The organism is Limnobacter sp. (assembly GCF_043511195.1).
Classification (GTDB): Bacteria; Pseudomonadota; Gammaproteobacteria; order Burkholderiales; family Burkholderiaceae_B; genus Limnobacter.
This window is the reverse complement of sequence record NZ_CP121330.1, coordinates 648,563-663,491: the sequence shown is the minus strand read 5'-3', so window position 1 is coordinate 663,491 and position 14,929 is coordinate 648,563. Positions and strand designations below refer to the sequence as shown.

The 14,929-nt window shown below is 49.8% G+C and carries 14 protein-coding genes; 7 read left to right on the top strand and 7 right to left on the bottom strand.

Features of this window, described 5'->3' with window-relative positions:
• Positions 1-3: 3 nt before the first annotated feature.
• Positions 4-2,382, top strand: a complete 2,379-nt coding sequence (locus P0D43_RS03170) for a GAF domain-containing protein (protein ID WP_394673223.1) — start codon at positions 4-6, stop codon at positions 2,380-2,382.
• Between the two features lie 13 nt (positions 2,383-2,395).
• Here the strand turns inward: P0D43_RS03170 and P0D43_RS03165 are convergent, their stop codons facing one another.
• On the bottom strand, positions 2,396-2,884 hold the full coding sequence (locus tag P0D43_RS03165) for a hypothetical protein (protein ID WP_159569372.1): 489 nt from the start codon (positions 2,882-2,884) through the stop codon (positions 2,396-2,398).
• A 245-nt stretch (positions 2,885-3,129) separates the two neighbouring features.
• On the opposite strand from P0D43_RS03165, the gene P0D43_RS03160 reads away from it, so the two are divergent.
• The 4 genes from P0D43_RS03160 (at position 3,130) to P0D43_RS03145 (ending at position 8,049) form a co-directional block, all read left to right on the top strand.
• Positions 3,130-3,804, top strand: coding sequence for a response regulator transcription factor (locus tag P0D43_RS03160; protein WP_394673222.1), 675 nt, complete (start codon positions 3,130-3,132; stop codon positions 3,802-3,804).
• Positions 3,805-3,840: 36 nt separating this feature from the next.
• Positions 3,841-6,837: an ATP-binding protein gene (locus P0D43_RS03155; RefSeq protein WP_394673221.1), complete on the top strand. Its 2,997-nt coding sequence runs from the start codon at positions 3,841-3,843 to the stop codon at positions 6,835-6,837.
• Positions 6,838-6,977: 140 nt separating this feature from the next.
• Complete coding sequence (locus P0D43_RS03150; protein ID WP_394673220.1) at positions 6,978-7,430, top strand: hypothetical protein; 453 nt, start codon at positions 6,978-6,980, stop codon at positions 7,428-7,430.
• Positions 7,431-7,449: 19 nt separating this feature from the next.
• Positions 7,450-8,049, top strand: a complete 600-nt coding sequence (locus P0D43_RS03145; protein ID WP_394673219.1) for a hypothetical protein — start codon at positions 7,450-7,452, stop codon at positions 8,047-8,049.
• A gap of 7 nt (positions 8,050-8,056) precedes the next feature.
• Here the strand turns inward: P0D43_RS03145 and P0D43_RS03140 are convergent, their stop codons facing one another.
• Entirely contained in the window at positions 8,057-8,713 is a 657-nt protein-coding gene (locus P0D43_RS03140; RefSeq protein ID WP_341237039.1) for a response regulator transcription factor, read from the bottom strand.
• Between the two features lie 224 nt (positions 8,714-8,937).
• Between P0D43_RS03140 and P0D43_RS03135 the strand changes: the two genes are divergently transcribed.
• Complete coding sequence (locus tag P0D43_RS03135) at positions 8,938-9,339, top strand: hypothetical protein (RefSeq protein WP_159569358.1); 402 nt, start codon at positions 8,938-8,940, stop codon at positions 9,337-9,339.
• 9 nt (positions 9,340-9,348) lie between these two features.
• On the opposite strand, the gene mnmE is transcribed toward P0D43_RS03135, so the two are convergent.
• From mnmE to rpmH, 5 genes are all read right to left on the bottom strand, one after another.
• Positions 9,349-10,728, bottom strand: a complete 1,380-nt coding sequence (gene mnmE / locus P0D43_RS03130) for a tRNA uridine-5-carboxymethylaminomethyl(34) synthesis GTPase MnmE (protein ID WP_394673218.1) — start codon at positions 10,726-10,728, stop codon at positions 9,349-9,351.
• Entirely contained in the window at positions 10,700-12,394 is a 1,695-nt protein-coding gene (gene yidC / locus P0D43_RS03125) for a membrane protein insertase YidC (protein WP_159569354.1), read from the bottom strand. Before yidC ends, mnmE begins: the two co-directional genes overlap by 29 nt.
• Positions 12,309-12,698, bottom strand: coding sequence for a membrane protein insertion efficiency factor YidD (yidD, locus tag P0D43_RS03120; RefSeq protein WP_394673217.1), 390 nt, complete (start codon positions 12,696-12,698; stop codon positions 12,309-12,311). Before yidD ends, yidC begins: the two co-directional genes overlap by 86 nt.
• Positions 12,635-12,922 (bottom strand): ribonuclease P protein component, encoded by a 288-nt coding sequence (locus P0D43_RS03115; RefSeq protein ID WP_236550824.1) that lies wholly within the window; start codon positions 12,920-12,922, stop codon positions 12,635-12,637. The genes yidD and P0D43_RS03115 overlap by 64 nt, the downstream gene beginning before the upstream one ends.
• Before the next feature lie 105 nt (positions 12,923-13,027).
• Positions 13,028-13,162 (bottom strand): 50S ribosomal protein L34, encoded by a 135-nt coding sequence (gene rpmH, locus P0D43_RS03110; RefSeq protein ID WP_008247028.1) that lies wholly within the window; start codon positions 13,160-13,162, stop codon positions 13,028-13,030.
• A gap of 271 nt (positions 13,163-13,433) precedes the next feature.
• Here rpmH and dnaA point away from each other — a divergent pair, with 271 nt between their 5' ends.
• Positions 13,434-14,822, top strand: a complete 1,389-nt coding sequence (dnaA, locus tag P0D43_RS03105; RefSeq protein ID WP_159569725.1) for a chromosomal replication initiator protein DnaA — start codon at positions 13,434-13,436, stop codon at positions 14,820-14,822.
• The last annotated feature ends 107 nt before the right edge of the window (positions 14,823-14,929 follow it).

The following is a 14,929-nucleotide window of genomic DNA, read 5'->3' as shown; positions in this document are numbered from 1 at the left end:
ATAATGAGCAGTCCAAAAGAAATCAACGAGGCAGTCAGGCTCACTGAGCTTTACCAACTCGAAATTCTGGACACGGAAAAAGAAGAGTATTTTGAAGCGCTGGTCGACCTCGGTCTGTCGGCGTTCAATTGCGCATTCTGCTTTATCGCCTTTGTTGATTCCGATCGCCTGTGGTTTAAAGCGAAACGGGGATTTGAAGTCAGAGAAGTTCCACGCGATCTTTCCATTTGCTCTCACACCATCCAACACCAACAACCACATGTCATCAACGACTGCCTGGAACACCCCGTGTTCAGGACCAACCCCCTTGTGCTTGGCAGCCCCTGGATTCGCGCTTATTTGGGCATACCGATCAGCTCAGTGAGTGGCAATAACATCGCTACGTTTTGCCTGCTCGACGACACGGCTCGGATCTGGACCAAGACTGAAGTAACTGTTGCAGTTGCCCTGGCCAAACTGGTTGAACACAGCCTCGTTGAACGTGCCCTGAAAGCCAAAGAATCAAACGAATTGAATTCCAAACAACAACAAAACTACAACAACCAAGGTTTGGGTAGCTGGAAAAACACAGCACATGGCGGACAGATCGAATTGTCGCCGTCCATGGAAAAATGGTTGAACCTGTCGCAAACACCTGTGGTGCAAGCCAGCTGGTTCAACAATCTGCCCATTGAAGAAGATCGGAAAATGGTTGAGAAAGCGCGACTGGAACGCAACGGCATCGCATTTACCTATCGCGTCTGCTTGCCCAGCGGCGACATTGTTCGCTTTGAAGAACAGGTTTATGACAGCGGCAATGCAGACGACATACGCTTGTTTGGTTTGGTAAAAAAAATCAGTGATCCATCCCTGGAAACACTTCACCCCGAGATTGCTGCGGACCCCGGCAACCTTCCACGGATGGAACCGAACCTTGATCTGAAAAAGTTTCCCAAATCTTTTTTGAGGGAAACTGTAAAAGGTCGCCTTGCGCTGGATCACCAAGGATTAATCACCGGGCTGGCCAGTGCGGATGACAATGAATTCACAAAATTAAAACAAAAGGAAAGTTTTATTGATCTGCTTTATGGCGAAGATCAAGAAACCTTTTCAAAAATCCTGAATCAGTGCCTTGGCAGCAACACACCATCCGAAGCCTGGGTGCGTCTGAATTTTCAGGATGAAAACAGCACTTGGCTTCGCATGGCGCTATGCCCCAAGAAAGGATTCACCGCATTCAAAAAGCCGTCTGTCATCGCCAGCTTTACTGCGATGATCAACAAGTCATCGTCAGTCCAAAAATCCATTTTTGATGAAAACCTGTTGAACCTGACAGGCACCCTCGCCAAGGTAGGTGGATGGTATTACCACCTCGAGAGTGGATCGCTTAAAACCACTGAAATTTTGCGCGAGGTACTTGGCTCGAACAAAGACTCACTGAATTCCATTTTCCATCTGAGTTCTATTCTTTCCAAATTGTCTGGCAGAAATATCGCCGTACTTTTTATTGAGTGCATCAACAACCGCAAACCCGCCAGTCTTGAATTTGAATCACTTGGACAACACGACAAGAAGAAATGGTTTCGCATGATGATTCGCCCCTCGATCAGTGACGATGGCGTGCCCATGGGACTATACGGTTCGATTGTGGATATTTCTGAAACACGGCGAATGGAACAGGGTCTGGAAAAAAATCTGCTGACCTACAACCTGATCGTCGACAACCTTACCGATGGCCTTGTTGAAATCGATTCAAGCCTGAATGTCAGCTTTGTGAACCGCAATGCGAAAGCCTTGCTGCAAAAAGACAAAGAACTTTTTGTGCACGCAATGCCTTTGAATGAATTAATCCCGGACTTGGACAAAAACCAGTTTGCCGCATTGCTGGAAAACGTCAATCAGGTTGGCTTTTCGAAATCTGTTGAACAGTTTGTGGGATTCATCAAACGCTGGATTTCGCTGCGTGTTTTCAGATCAGGTACGGGTTACACCATCCTGATAAAAGACATCACCAAACGCAAAAATCAAAGCAGCGACTTGTACATGCTGAATTCCGCGATTGAGCAAATTCGCGAAGTCATTATGGTGACCAACGACATTCGGAAAACCAAAGATCCCTTTGGCTTGCTGTACGTGAATTCGGCATTTGAAACATTTGTGGGCCAAGGGCGTGACAAATGGTTGGGGCGCAATCCCTATCACCTGATACACGGACGCATACCAACGCGACACTACCGTCAGTTGCTGGTCGGGTTTTTAAGTCGTCAGAAAATTCTTGTGAAAACAGAATACGAGATCAACCCGGGACACAAAATGCCGTGCGACATCCTGATCTCACCATTTTTGGACACCGCGCGCAATGCACCGTGTTTCCTGATTGTATTTCGGGTGTTTGAGAACTAATCGATCAACAAGCTCAGGCCAGCGTGGCACCAAGACTTGAATGGTGCGTACGTGGCGCAAACACCATGGCATGAATGGTTTTGACCAGATTGGTCATTGTTTCGGCGGTGTCCTTGCGCAAGAACCGGGCTTGCTGCAAAGCATCCGAACGATTCTCGGCCAGGCTTTCAGCAAGCTCCAGACTTTCAAGATTGCATGACATGTACGACACTGGAACTGCATGGACATATCTGCTGTAAAAGACAAGGATGTCTTGCAAATCATCGTGCGCATTGTCGGGAAAATGAAGATCAGACAACACCGCGGAAGGCAGCGACCGAAGTCCTCGTTCGGCCTGGTCAAAGGCTGCCCGTATGTCTCCAAAACGCTCGAATACTGTCAGCGAAATTGACAGATAAGTGACTTTGGCAATTTCCTCAATCGCCTCTTCGACCACCAAACGGTAAAAAGGTGAATCTTCAGCGACCCAAACTTCCAGCGGTTTTGATTCCGACTCACTCACAACATTCACCTGGCCAAACGGCATTTAGACTCAATACCGTTAGGTTAGTGGATAGGCAGCAAACCACCATCAGCACAAAGAGATCCCCCCCTATTTGAGGGACAAGACTTTCTGTACCTGCACGCTTCAAATGAAGCCATCCTCCAAATGAAGGGGCATCGCTTCGAGGGTTCACACGTAACATCATTTAAAGATATCGGTCATACCGGTTTTTATTTCTGGCAAACAAATTGGGAGGTTGCCGAATGAACCCCAACGCTGTACTTTTAATTGAAGATCACCCGCTGGTATCCATGATGCTAGCCGACATGCTGACCGAGCATGCGCCAGACCTGACTGTGCTCAAAGTGCCGACTATCCAGGCCAGCGAACAACACATTCACGAAAACCCACGACTGGTCATTTTCGATTTGAACCTGCCTGACTGCGAAGGGGTGAACTCCGCCCAACGCGTACGCAACCTGTTTCCGTTTTCACAACTGTTGGCCTTCACTGGCACCACACACGATGACATCCTCCAGGAACTGGGCGAGATGGAAATTCCCTGTGTGCGCAAATCAGCCGACTACCATGAGCTGCTGAATGCAGTCATGAAAGGTCTCATGGCCACTGGCGTTAGCTGCCAGGAGGGAATGAGCGCCGACAAGATGAAGTCTAAAAATGAATTTCAGTCGAATATCATTGCACCAGGCTCGAAAAAACCGCTGACCTGGAGACAGGTTGAAATCATGCGCAGAATTGCAGTGGGCATGACCGCCAAAGAAGCCGCACGAGACATGAATTTAAGTCCTGAGACTGTTCGTGCCCACATGCGCGAAGTACTTGTTAGACTAGGTGCTCAGAATCGGGCCCATGCCGTGTCCATTTTTACCAAAGCAGAACGACAATCGCGATTGCTTGAAGAAGCGCAAAGTCAGTGAGCTGGGGCCGAACAATTCCAATAACAAGGCTGGCCCATGAAACTAACCCTGCTGATTCGAATATTTGGTTTACTCATTCTGGTGTTTTCGATTTTCGGCATCGGTGTGAAGAGCATTTCGATTCACCAGCAAACCGTGCAAGAAGATTACTACCGGGCGTGGGCCTCTGACGAAGCCATTTTAACGCGCACGCTTGCCGAGTTCGAAGCCATGCGAAAGCTGGTATTGCTGTACGCAGCCAGCCGAAACCCTGAGTACATCAACCACTACCTGGACATTGTCGGGTTACACAACGGTAGCCGAATCTACACCGATGAAGTGGGTGCTGACTACTGGGTTGATGTCATCACGGGTCAAAACAAAGACTCCTCGGTATCATGGGGTATTGGTCAAAATCTCAGTGAGCGGCTGTACTCACTTCGCTTCATCACTGAAAACGAACCAGTGATCGAACGTATTCTGGACCTTCGCCACCAACTCGAAAAAAACGAACTCAGCGCGTTTGCCAGCGGCATTACCCGTTTCGTAGACAAACAGGAAGGCCAATACCTGTCACCCCCCGAGGTGAAAGAAACATTCGGCGTGTTGTTTGATCGTGAACACATCGAATTGACCAATGCACTTTCAGCCGAATTATCAAGTTTCATTGCGCGCGAAAAAAGTCGCTATCTGGGCTTGATCGATTCCTCACGCAAAGAGCTCACCTACAGTGTTTACCTGGACGTGGTCTTTACCCTGCTTTTCTTGCTGGGCCTGTTCATCGGCTTGGTGTCAATCAAGAAAAAAGTGATCGACCCCATCAATTCGCTCTACAACGCCAGCGAAGAAATCATGAAGGGCGACTACACAGTGCGAGTGAACAATCGCACTGGCTCTCATGAAATCAACCTGCTGATTCGCGCATTCAACCGAATGATTCGTTCATTCCAGCGTGATCTTGAAAAAAGCGAACGCGTAAAGCAGGCACTGGAAGAAGTCAGCCTGGCCAACGTCGAAAAAGAACGGGCAAAAAATGAGTCTCGAATCAAGAGCTCCTTCCTGGCCAATATGAGCCATGAAATTCGGACGCCCATGAATGCGATTCTTGGTATGACAGCGCTTACGCTGAAAACTGATCTGAATGAAAAACAGAAAGACTACCTGAGCAAAATTCAACTGTCTGGCGACAACCTGCTGCACCTGCTCAACAGCATTCTTGACCTGTCAAAAATTGAATCCGACATGTTCAAGCTGGAGCAACGCCCCTTCCGGCTCGACGACGTTCTGGAAGAAGTGTTCGGCACCTTGGGCAACTCGGCACTCGATAAAAACATTCGCCTGCTGTACACCCTGCAAGGCAAAGGCCTGCAATCTACCTTGAACCGCCTCGTCGGTGATTCCCTGCGCGTGGGTCAAATTCTTAAAAACCTGATCGGAAACGCCATCAAGTTCACCAGCGAAGGGCACATCAACCTGACGGTCAAAGTACTCAAGCAACTGGATGATCAGGTTACCTTGCAATTCAGCGTCAGCGACAGCGGCATTGGCATGAGTAAAGACCAGCTGCAACGCGTATTCGACAAATTCACGCAAGCCGATTCAAGCACCACACGCATGTTTGGTGGCAGCGGCTTGGGTCTGAGCATCGCCAAAGAATTGGTGCATCTGATGGAAGGCGATATCCACGCCCATTCCACGCCAGGTCGTGGTTCGGTGTTTTACTTCACCTTGAACCTGAAAACCCAAGAAGCAGAAGCACCAGCCCGCAATCCAAACTTGCTGCACAGCCCAGACATCAAACGTGCCTACATTTGTTCTTTGGATCAGAAGCTACACCGCTCCATCTCGAGCATTCTTGATCAATTTTATGTACCACTGGCGGCCCTCTCCGCAGAAGAACTGATCACCGACCAACGCCCGTTTGAAGCCAAGGACATTGTGTTCATCGACAGCGACATTGCTGCGACCTCACCCGAACTGCTGTCCTTGCTCAAGGCCCACCACCAGCACCACAACAACAATCTGGTTTGGCTGTCCAACCGCAACGCAACCGAACTACAACGCGTTCACGGCGCAGACCCCAACAACCGTGTACTGACCACGCCCATCTTGCCCGTGCACCTGATGAAGCTGGCCGAGCGACAGGTTCAGCAAACTGTGCCTGCAGCAGCCACAAAAACCGCCACTGTGCGCAAGGCAAGCAAAACCAGTGAAACGCAAACCAGCAATGCCGCTGAAGCGCGCTCGGCCAAACTGCTGATTGTGGAAGATCACCCACTCAACATGGAATTGCTACTCGATTTCCTGAGTCCGAGAAATTATCAGATCCGCTGTGCAAAAGACGGACGCGAAGCCATCCAGATTTTGAAAAATACACCAGAACCTTTCGACCTGATGATTTCGGATCTGGAAATGCCCTTCGTTGATGGCTATCAACTGGCCACTTGGGTGCGGGAAAACGCGGTGCATTGCGTCACACCGATCATGGCATTGACTGCTCACGCCTTTGAACAAACCCGTGTCCGCTGCGAAGAACATGGCATCAACGATGTGCTCACCAAACCCTTCCACGAGAAAAACCTGTTCGACGCCATCAAACGCTGTTTGCGCAACACAGAGGGTGTATTGACCGGGTTTGAAAGCAGACCTGAAGCATCACGACTGCCCCTGTCGGAACACGCGTCAACAGCGACCGAACCCGCCAACAGCCCGCGTCACTCCACCATTTTCAAGATGGACAGTTTTGAACCCGAACGAATGGCGAAATACCTGGGCAAGTTTTTGCAAACCAGTGAAAACCTGCTGGAACGCCTGGAAGATTGCGTGAAAACCAATGACATTCAAACCCTTAAACGGGAAATCCACTCCTTGGCAGGCGTACTGGGCATGTTGGGAACAGAAAGCGTCAAACAACAGTTTTCAAGAATGGACAAAGCGCTGGAAGACCCCGAAGCACAAACCATGGTCATGACCGAAATCAAGGATATTTGGCCGACAATCGTGGATGAAGCTGAAAAAATTCTGGTCCTGATCAACCGGTTTGGAAAACATTGACAAGCGCCGCCGCAAACAATTGTTTTCATGCACGGCATGTTTTACACTGAGTTCACAAGATTTAACAAAACAAAAAGTTCCTAGTATTTGTAGTGTCAAGAACTTACCCAAAGTAGTGAAAGTATTTTCAAGGGTTTGACGTGAAACATTTTTTACATTCAGTAATTACCAGCCTCGCTTTGTTGACGATGGTCGGTACCCCCGGCGTGGCTCGCGCCGATGTGGTGTTGGTAGGCTCCAGCAACATTCATTTCAATGAAATTTCGAAAACCAAATTGCGCGATCTTTACACAGGACAAAGCCAGGCTGTCGGCAACTCCACTGTACTTGTCATTGACCGGGACGACGCGTTTGCTGAACGAAGCCGATTCATTTCAGGAACGTTGGGCTTCACAACCGAAGAATTTCGCACCGTTCAGCGGCTGCTGGAATGCATCGGTATCAGCAAAGCGCCCACTGTTGCGCGCGACACGCAGCACATGATCAACTTGTTGGCCAACAATCCAAATGCGTTGGGCTACCTCAGCCAAAAGGAGTTGCAAGGTCACGCGACGAGGTCTAAATTAAAATTCATCAAGGTACTGGCCGAGTAAGTGGCCAAGTAAGCAAAACATGGACAAGTACAGCGCAAAATTTGAATGCAAGGGGCAACTACCGCGCTTTGGTTTGCTATTGATTGTTCTGTTCTTGGCAAGTTCCGGTGCCTATGCATTTTGCGCGGGCACCTTGATCAAGGAAATCAAAGCAATTGCCGCCAGCCCGGAAGTGATCGAGACCGTTAAAGCGGCCAACTCACGCCAACTGAGCAAAGCCCAGATCATGGAACTGGATAGAAAATGGATCAAGCTGAAAGGCCGTCTGCCAGAAGCTGAACAAATCAAGGGGTCCAAAGTGTCTGCCTTGCTTAGCCAGGAAATGAACAGGCAAAGCTACTTTAAAGAAGCCATTCTGACGGGTAACCAGGGTGAAACCGTGGCCATGAATATTGTGACCAGCGACTACTGGCAGGGCGATGAAGAAAAATTCACTGCCATTTTCGACACCAATCTGCCCTCAAGAAAGCCGGACTCACACATTTCCAGAGCCCGCTGGGACGACAGCACCAAGGCCATGATCGCCCAGGTTAGCGTACCGGTTTACGATGGAGAAAACATGATTGGAACCTTGACCGTGGGTGTCGATTTAAAACGCGTTCCCCATCCCAACCATTGACGCGGTATTAGTCGCTCAGCTTCATTTTCACACTGCGCTCGGCCTTCAAGAATACATTCACCGCTTGCGCCTTGTTTGACACTTCCAGACGTTTGAAAATTTCCCGAATGTGCCCCCTAACGGTTTCAGGGCTCAGCCCAATGCGCTGGGCCACCATTTTTGCAGACAATCCTTCGGCCGTCATTCGCATGATTTCCACTTGTCGCCAAGTCAAAGGTTTGGCACCGGGATAAGCCACAATGTTCGACTGGTGTTCATTGGCTGGTGCACTGTCTGAAGAACTGCCATTCAAAATGCCCGACTTGAACAGCACCGATTCTATTTCATGAGCCAAAGCCGACTGGCTGCAGGTTTTCTCTACAACCGAGTAACCAGACTGTGCAGCACGGGCTTGAATGGCTTCACTCACAAAACCCGTGTAAATGAGGCCACATACCTTCGGGAACATGGAGTCTAGCCAATCAATGGTTTCCTGCCCTTTGGAATCAACCAGGGTCAGATCAAAAATAATCAGATCAGGCTTTTCAAACACGTGCTCACGAGCCTGAACCAGACTGGTCACCACATGGATTTGGGTATGCGGCGCCATGTCATTGCACACATCCTCAATCACCATGGAGATTAGCGGGTGATCTTCGAGCACCAATATTTTATGATTTTTCATTGTTCGCAGGCTAAGTCGGGCACACAGGACCTTGGGGTCTCTTCTTCCACCCAAAGAGTACCTGAATTCACCGTAACAATTAAGTCCGCATTTTGCCTTTTTTTACAAAGGGTTCCGCATTTCGGGGGGGCATCAGAAACAAGCATCCTCATTTCACGGAATGGGCAGGAGTTTTCAACTCCGTAAGATGGACTCATACCGAAATTTTAACGGAGCAAGCCATCATGACTATTGCACTGGTCCAGCATCACTTAAATGACAGCGAACCACTCTATTTCCGCCAGTGTGAAGCACGCGTCACCATGGAGCTGGACAACGTAGCACATGGCCTGAAACATTTTGGGCAACAATTGCGCAAGACCACTTCTGCCCAAGCGCGATTTGCCTTGGTAGTTCAACTCAAGACTTGGGCATTGAACAAGCCAACCTTGCAAACCCTGATGGCCCAATACCTTGATGAGGTTGAGCGCACCCAACAGGTGGTTCACCTGGACCCGGAAAGCCACGATGAATCAATTGAATCACTGTGTGAGCAGTTGGTATTTTTGAGTGCGGTGTTCGAACAGGAATCCGAGCTTATCGATCAAATGGCATTTGCCGACCCACAACTGGTGTTGTGCGACTAACGTCACCACTTATTTGCCGATGCAAAACCGGCTGAATATCAAACCCAGTAAATCGTCGGGCAACATGCGCCCGGTGATCTCGCCCAAGGCGTCATGAGCAAGGCGCAGTTCTTCGGCAAACAAATCCAGAATCCGGTCATCCTGTTGCGCAAACTCGTGCGCAACTGCCAAATGTTCTCCGCACACCAACAGTGAATCCACATGGCGTTGACGCGCCATGAACCCATGATCTGGTGTGTGGGCAATGCCCACCTTGGTCAATATTGCGTCCTTCAACAATTCCAGCCCCAAACCATTCTTGGCAGAAACCGGCAAAACATCTTGCGGCAGCTGCGGCACCTGGGGCAGCAAGTCCACTTTGTTCAAGACTGTTACGGTAGGCAAATGCACCGGCAATCCAAGTTGATTGTTCAGCAAATCTTGAGGCCATTGCGTTGCGTCTTTCAGGATCAGCAACAAATCCGCTTCTTCGACTGATTTACGCGTTCGCTCAATGCCAATTTTCTCAACCTCGTCCGACGTATCGCGCAGACCGGCGGTATCTACTAAAACAAGGGGAATGTCGCGAATATTCAACTCTTGTTTGATCCGATCACGCGTGGTGCCGGCGATCGCCGACACAATCGCCACCTCTACGCCAGCCAAGGCATTCAGCAAACTCGATTTGCCCACATTGGGCTCACCCACCAACACGATTTGCAAGCCATCACGAAACTTCACACCTTCCTGCGCTGCGCCCAGCAATTCCTTGTGATTACTCAAAATTTGAGCAAGCTGCCCTTTGGCATCTGCCTTTTCAAGAAACTCGATTTCCTCTTCGGGAAAATCCAGCGTGGCCTCCAGCAACAAACGCAAATGAACAATGCGATCGGCCAGTTCATTCACCTGTTTTGAAAATACACCGCTGAGCGAAGCGGCGGCTGCTTTGGCTGTGGCCACTGAACCTGCATCGATCAGATCGGCAACCGCCTCGGCCTGCGCCAAGTCGAGCTTGTCGTTTAAGAAAGCGCGCTGCGTGAATTCACCGGGCATGGCATGCCGCAAGGGAATGTTCAACTGCCTGGACAATGCCAGCGCATGGGCCACCACACCTTGTAATACCGCTTGCCCACCGTGACCCTGAAATTCGAGTACATGTTCACCTGTGAACGAAGCTGGCGCATTGAAAAGTAGCGCGATGCCTTCATCGATGGCATGTTGCTCAAAGTCTCGAAGTGTTAACAGCGTTGCCATGCGTGCTTTAAGCGACTTGCCGCAAAAAGCCGTACAAAACGAATGAAAATCGGAAGGGGAAGGAAATGAAAACCGCACCACCCCCACCCCGCCCTTTCCGGGCGCGGTGGCGATGGCCACGATGGGATCACCGTGCGGTGGCTGGTGCTGACTCAATTTGACGCGTAATTACCCACTGCTGGGCAATGGACAAGATGTTGTTTACAACCCAGTAAAGTACCAAACCGGCCGGGAAGAAAATAAACATGACCGAGAACACCAAGGGCATAACCATCATGATCTTCGCTTGAACAGGATCGGGTGGTGTTGGATTCAATTTCGTTTGAATGAACATGGTCACCGCCATGATCACCGGCAAGATGTAAAAGGGATCGGGTGCCGCCAAATCGGTAACCCAGCCAAGCCATGGCGCATTGCGCATTTCAACGCTGGCAAGCAAAACCCAATACAAGGAAATAAATACGGGGATCTGAACCAAAATTGGCATACAACCACCCAAGGGGTTGATTTTCTCGCGCTTGTACATTTCCATCATGGCGCGCTGAAAACCCATTTTGTCATCGCCATACTGCTCTTTCAGTTTTTGCATGCGCGGACCCACCTTGCGCATTTTTGCCATGGATTTGTAACTGGCTGCCGACAAGGGGAAAAACACCAGCTTGATCAAAATGGTGAGCACAACAATGGCCCAACCCCAATTTCCTACAAAACCATGAATTTTTTCCAGCAACCAGTAAATGGGTTGGGCAATCACGGTCAACCAGCCGTAATCCACGACCAGATCCAAGCCAGGGGACAATGCTTCCAATACACCCTGATCCTGAGGGCCGGTGTACAACTTGGCGGTGTAGGTGGCCGATTGCTCAGGCGCCAGGTTGCCCAGGCTGCTGACCAAGCCAATGGAGTACAAATTGGAATCCACTTGTCGCGTGTAATTCTCTCGAGGGCCATCTTGACCAATAATGGCCGATACAAAGTAATGCTGAATCATTGCCAGCCAGCCTGAATCAGCTGTTTTCACATATTCGGCACTGCGATCAGCAATGTCTTCAAACTGGATTTTTTGATACTTTTTCTCGGGTGTGTAAACAGCCGGGCCAGTGAAGGTGGCATACAGGGAAGAATCGCTTTCAAGGGGATTACCGTCGCGGGTAATTTGCACATACGCACTGGGTGAAACAGGTTCAGTGCCTACATTGCGCGCCGTGATGACCAAATCAATGTCGTAGCGGTTCTTGAAAATAGTATACGTAGCGGTGTTTTCAACACCGCCACTGGTGGCCTTGAACACCAATTTCAACTGATCCTGGCCGGGCGCAAATTCTGTAGAACCCGACACCAGGTCAAACAAGGTGCGGTGGTTGGGTGCATCTGGCACACCCACCAACCCCGCTTGGCCTACGTAAGTTCGATTGGTTGTTTGCTCAAACAGTTGAACTGGCAGTTCAGGGTTTTCTGCGGCGGGGTGATCCAGCAGTTTTGAAGAAATCAGTTGTGCGCCCTGGCTTGAAAACTGAAGTTCAAGCACATCGGTTTTCACAGTTATGGTTTGCGCAGCGGGTGCGGTTTCGGTGGCGCTTGCCACAATCGCGTTGGGATCCGCTGGAACGCTAGCCGTGCCTGCCGGTGCTGCAGCCTGTGGCAAATCATTGGCAGTGTTGGAGCCTTCAGATTGTTTGGCGACCTCGCCCTTGTTACTGGTTTGTGAGCCCGTGCTAAGACCAAACAAAGTGGGTTTACCAATAGAAGCCTGATAATTGTCCCAAAGCATGATGAGAGACAAACTGAATATCATCAAGAGGACTAACCTGCGCGTTTCCATTTAAATCCTTAATTACTGAGCTTAATGACCAAGAGTCGTGACTGGTGCGGCGTGCTTCGGGAACAGGGTCCAGCCCGCCAGCATTCCAGGGGTTGCATCGACAAATGCGGCCAAAAGACAAAGCCGCGCCTTTCCATGCGCCATGAATTTTAACTGCTTCAAGGGCGTATTCCGAACAACTGGGGTAAAAACGGCAAGAAGGCGGGAAAAGGGGACTAACAGCAAGCTGATAACCGCGGATCAATGCTGTGATGGCACGCGCCGTGAGAGATCGTTGAAAAGTTGTTGGAGTTCTGTCCACCATGCCGCTCGATCTGAATGACCTACTGCACACACTGGTTTGCTTAAGCGAACCAGAAATTTGCCTTGGTAGTTGCCCAGTGCGTCTTGGCAGGCATGGCGGATCAAGCGTTTTAGCGTGTTCCGGTCCACGGCCCTTTTGGCCAGACGCTTGGGAATCAGTATTCCAAATTGCGGTGGGGTATCCTCAAACAGCGCGTGAAGCATCAATCGATCTGTTTTGGCCACTGGCCGTGTTTTTAACAGACCACCAAATGTTTCAGATCGAGTAATTTTTGTCGCATGCGACCCGGAACCCACCCTGTGCAATTCAGAATGTTCAAAGCACCAGGCTTAAACGGACAAACGTGCACGGCCTTTGGAGCGACGTGCGCGCAGCACGGCACGACCACCACGGGTGCGTGAACGTACCAAAAAGCCGTGTGTTCTTTGACGGCGAACTTTAGAAGGTTGATAAGTGCGTTTCATGGCAAGCCTCTGGCCCACATGGGCTTAAAATTTGGCGAAAAATAGGGTAAAACTGGTTTGGTCCCGAAGGCGCGGCCGGTAAAGATCGAAGCTCACACCAAGGGAACCCGAAAGTATAGAGGCAAATTCGGGAAAAACCTAGAAAAATCTGCAAGTTCGCGTGAAGCCTGCCAATCACTCACTCAATCCGTGGGGGTTTGGATACAATGGAGCGCTAAGTTTTAATTCCTGCAAAGCAGTTCATCCGAATAATAAGGCTGTTCATAACGTGATTGATCAATTCTGGAACCACTGTGTTGAAGCGCTTCGGAAAGAACTTCCAGCCCAACAGATCAAACTGTGGATCGAACCACTGACTGTGGTTGAATTTGATGAAAACACCGCCAGCCTGCACATGGCTGCACCCAACCGGTTCAAACTGGACTGGGTACTGAACAATTTCGGCGGTCGTTTCAATGAATTGGCCACTGAATTTTTTGGCTGCGACATGGCCATTCAATGGCAAGTGGCCGCAAAACAAGCCAGCCCATTAATGGCCCCACCCCCGGCCGCTGCCAAAAACAATAGCGAAGCTGTAGCTCAGGGCGCACCCAAGGTTGCCGCGGTGAGGCGCGACGAAATCGCCGCCACGGTCTACGAACGCAGCCGCTTGAACCGCGACCTTTGTTTTTCCAACTTCGTGTCGGGCCGAGCCAACCAGCTGGCCAGGGCGGCGGCTGAACAAGTGGCCTCCAACCCGGGCGTCTCCTACAACCCGCTGTTTCTCTATGGCGGCGTGGGATTGGGCAAAACCCACCTGATTCACTCAATCGGCAATCGCTTGCTTGAGCAAAACCCCAACACACAAATTCGATACATTCACGCCGAGCAATATGTGAGCGATGTGGTCAAGGCCTATCAAAAAAAGGCATTTGAAGAATTCAAGCGGTCTTATTATTCGCTCGATCTGCTGTTGATCGATGATATTCAGTTTTTTGGTGGCAAAAGCCGGACTCAAGAAGAGTTTTTCTATGCCTTTGAACAATTGATTGCAGCCAAAAAGCAAATCATCATCACCAGCGACACCTATCCCAAAGACATTCAGGGCATGGATGACCGCCTTATTTCACGTTTCAACAGCGGCTTGACCGTGGCCATTGAGCCGCCCGAGCTTGAAATGCGAGTTGCCATTCTGCTGAAAAAGGCTGAACAACAAAAAATATTGTTTTCAGAAGATGTAGCCTTTTTCGTGGCCAAGCACATGCGCAGCAACATTCGCGAACTGGAAGGTGCCTTGCGTCGAATCATGGCCTTTGCCAGCTTTCACAACAAGCCGGTCACCATGGATTTGGTTCGTGAAGCATTGCGTGACATGATTTCTGTGCACCATGGACAGGTTTCTGTAGAAAGCATTCAGAAAACCGTGGCTGACTATTACAAAATCAAGGTGGCAGACATGTTCTCCAAGCGCAGGCAAGCGCAAATTGTGCTGCCGCGGCAGGTGGCCATGTACCTGGCCAAAGAACTCACCGAGAAAAGTTACGTTGAAATTGGCGAATTGTTTGGGGGACGAGACCACACAACGGTGCTACATGCCGTCAATAAGATATCGGAATTGCGAAATCAGTCCTCAGAGTTGAACCATGCGCTACATGTATTGGACCAAACCTTAAAGGGTTGATTTAGAATTGTGGATAACTGTGTAACAACCGTGCACAACAATGCGAGTTATCCACAGAAAAAAAAGAACTTCGGAAAATCGAAAAAAGTTATCCACAGTATGCAGAT

Coding starts and splice junctions, on each gene's coding strand:
- yidC (WP_159569354.1), bottom strand. CDS start 12,394: ATGGAAACGCGCAGGTTAGTCCTCTTGATGATATTCAGTTTGTCTCTC.
- P0D43_RS03170 (WP_394673223.1), top strand. CDS start 4: ATGAGCAGTCCAAAAGAAATCAACGAGGCAGTCAGGCTCACTGAGCTT.
- P0D43_RS03135 (WP_159569358.1), top strand. CDS start 8,938: ATGACTATTGCACTGGTCCAGCATCACTTAAATGACAGCGAACCACTC.
- P0D43_RS03145 (WP_394673219.1), top strand. CDS start 7,450: ATGGACAAGTACAGCGCAAAATTTGAATGCAAGGGGCAACTACCGCGC.
- P0D43_RS03160 (WP_394673222.1), top strand. CDS start 3,130: ATGAACCCCAACGCTGTACTTTTAATTGAAGATCACCCGCTGGTATCC.
- P0D43_RS03155 (WP_394673221.1), top strand. CDS start 3,841: ATGAAACTAACCCTGCTGATTCGAATATTTGGTTTACTCATTCTGGTG.
- P0D43_RS03140 (WP_341237039.1), bottom strand. CDS start 8,713: ATGAAAAATCATAAAATATTGGTGCTCGAAGATCACCCGCTAATCTCC.
- yidD (WP_394673217.1), bottom strand. CDS start 12,698: ATGGTGGACAGAACTCCAACAACTTTTCAACGATCTCTCACGGCGCGT.
- rpmH (WP_008247028.1), bottom strand. CDS start 13,162: ATGAAACGCACTTATCAACCTTCTAAAGTTCGCCGTCAAAGAACACAC.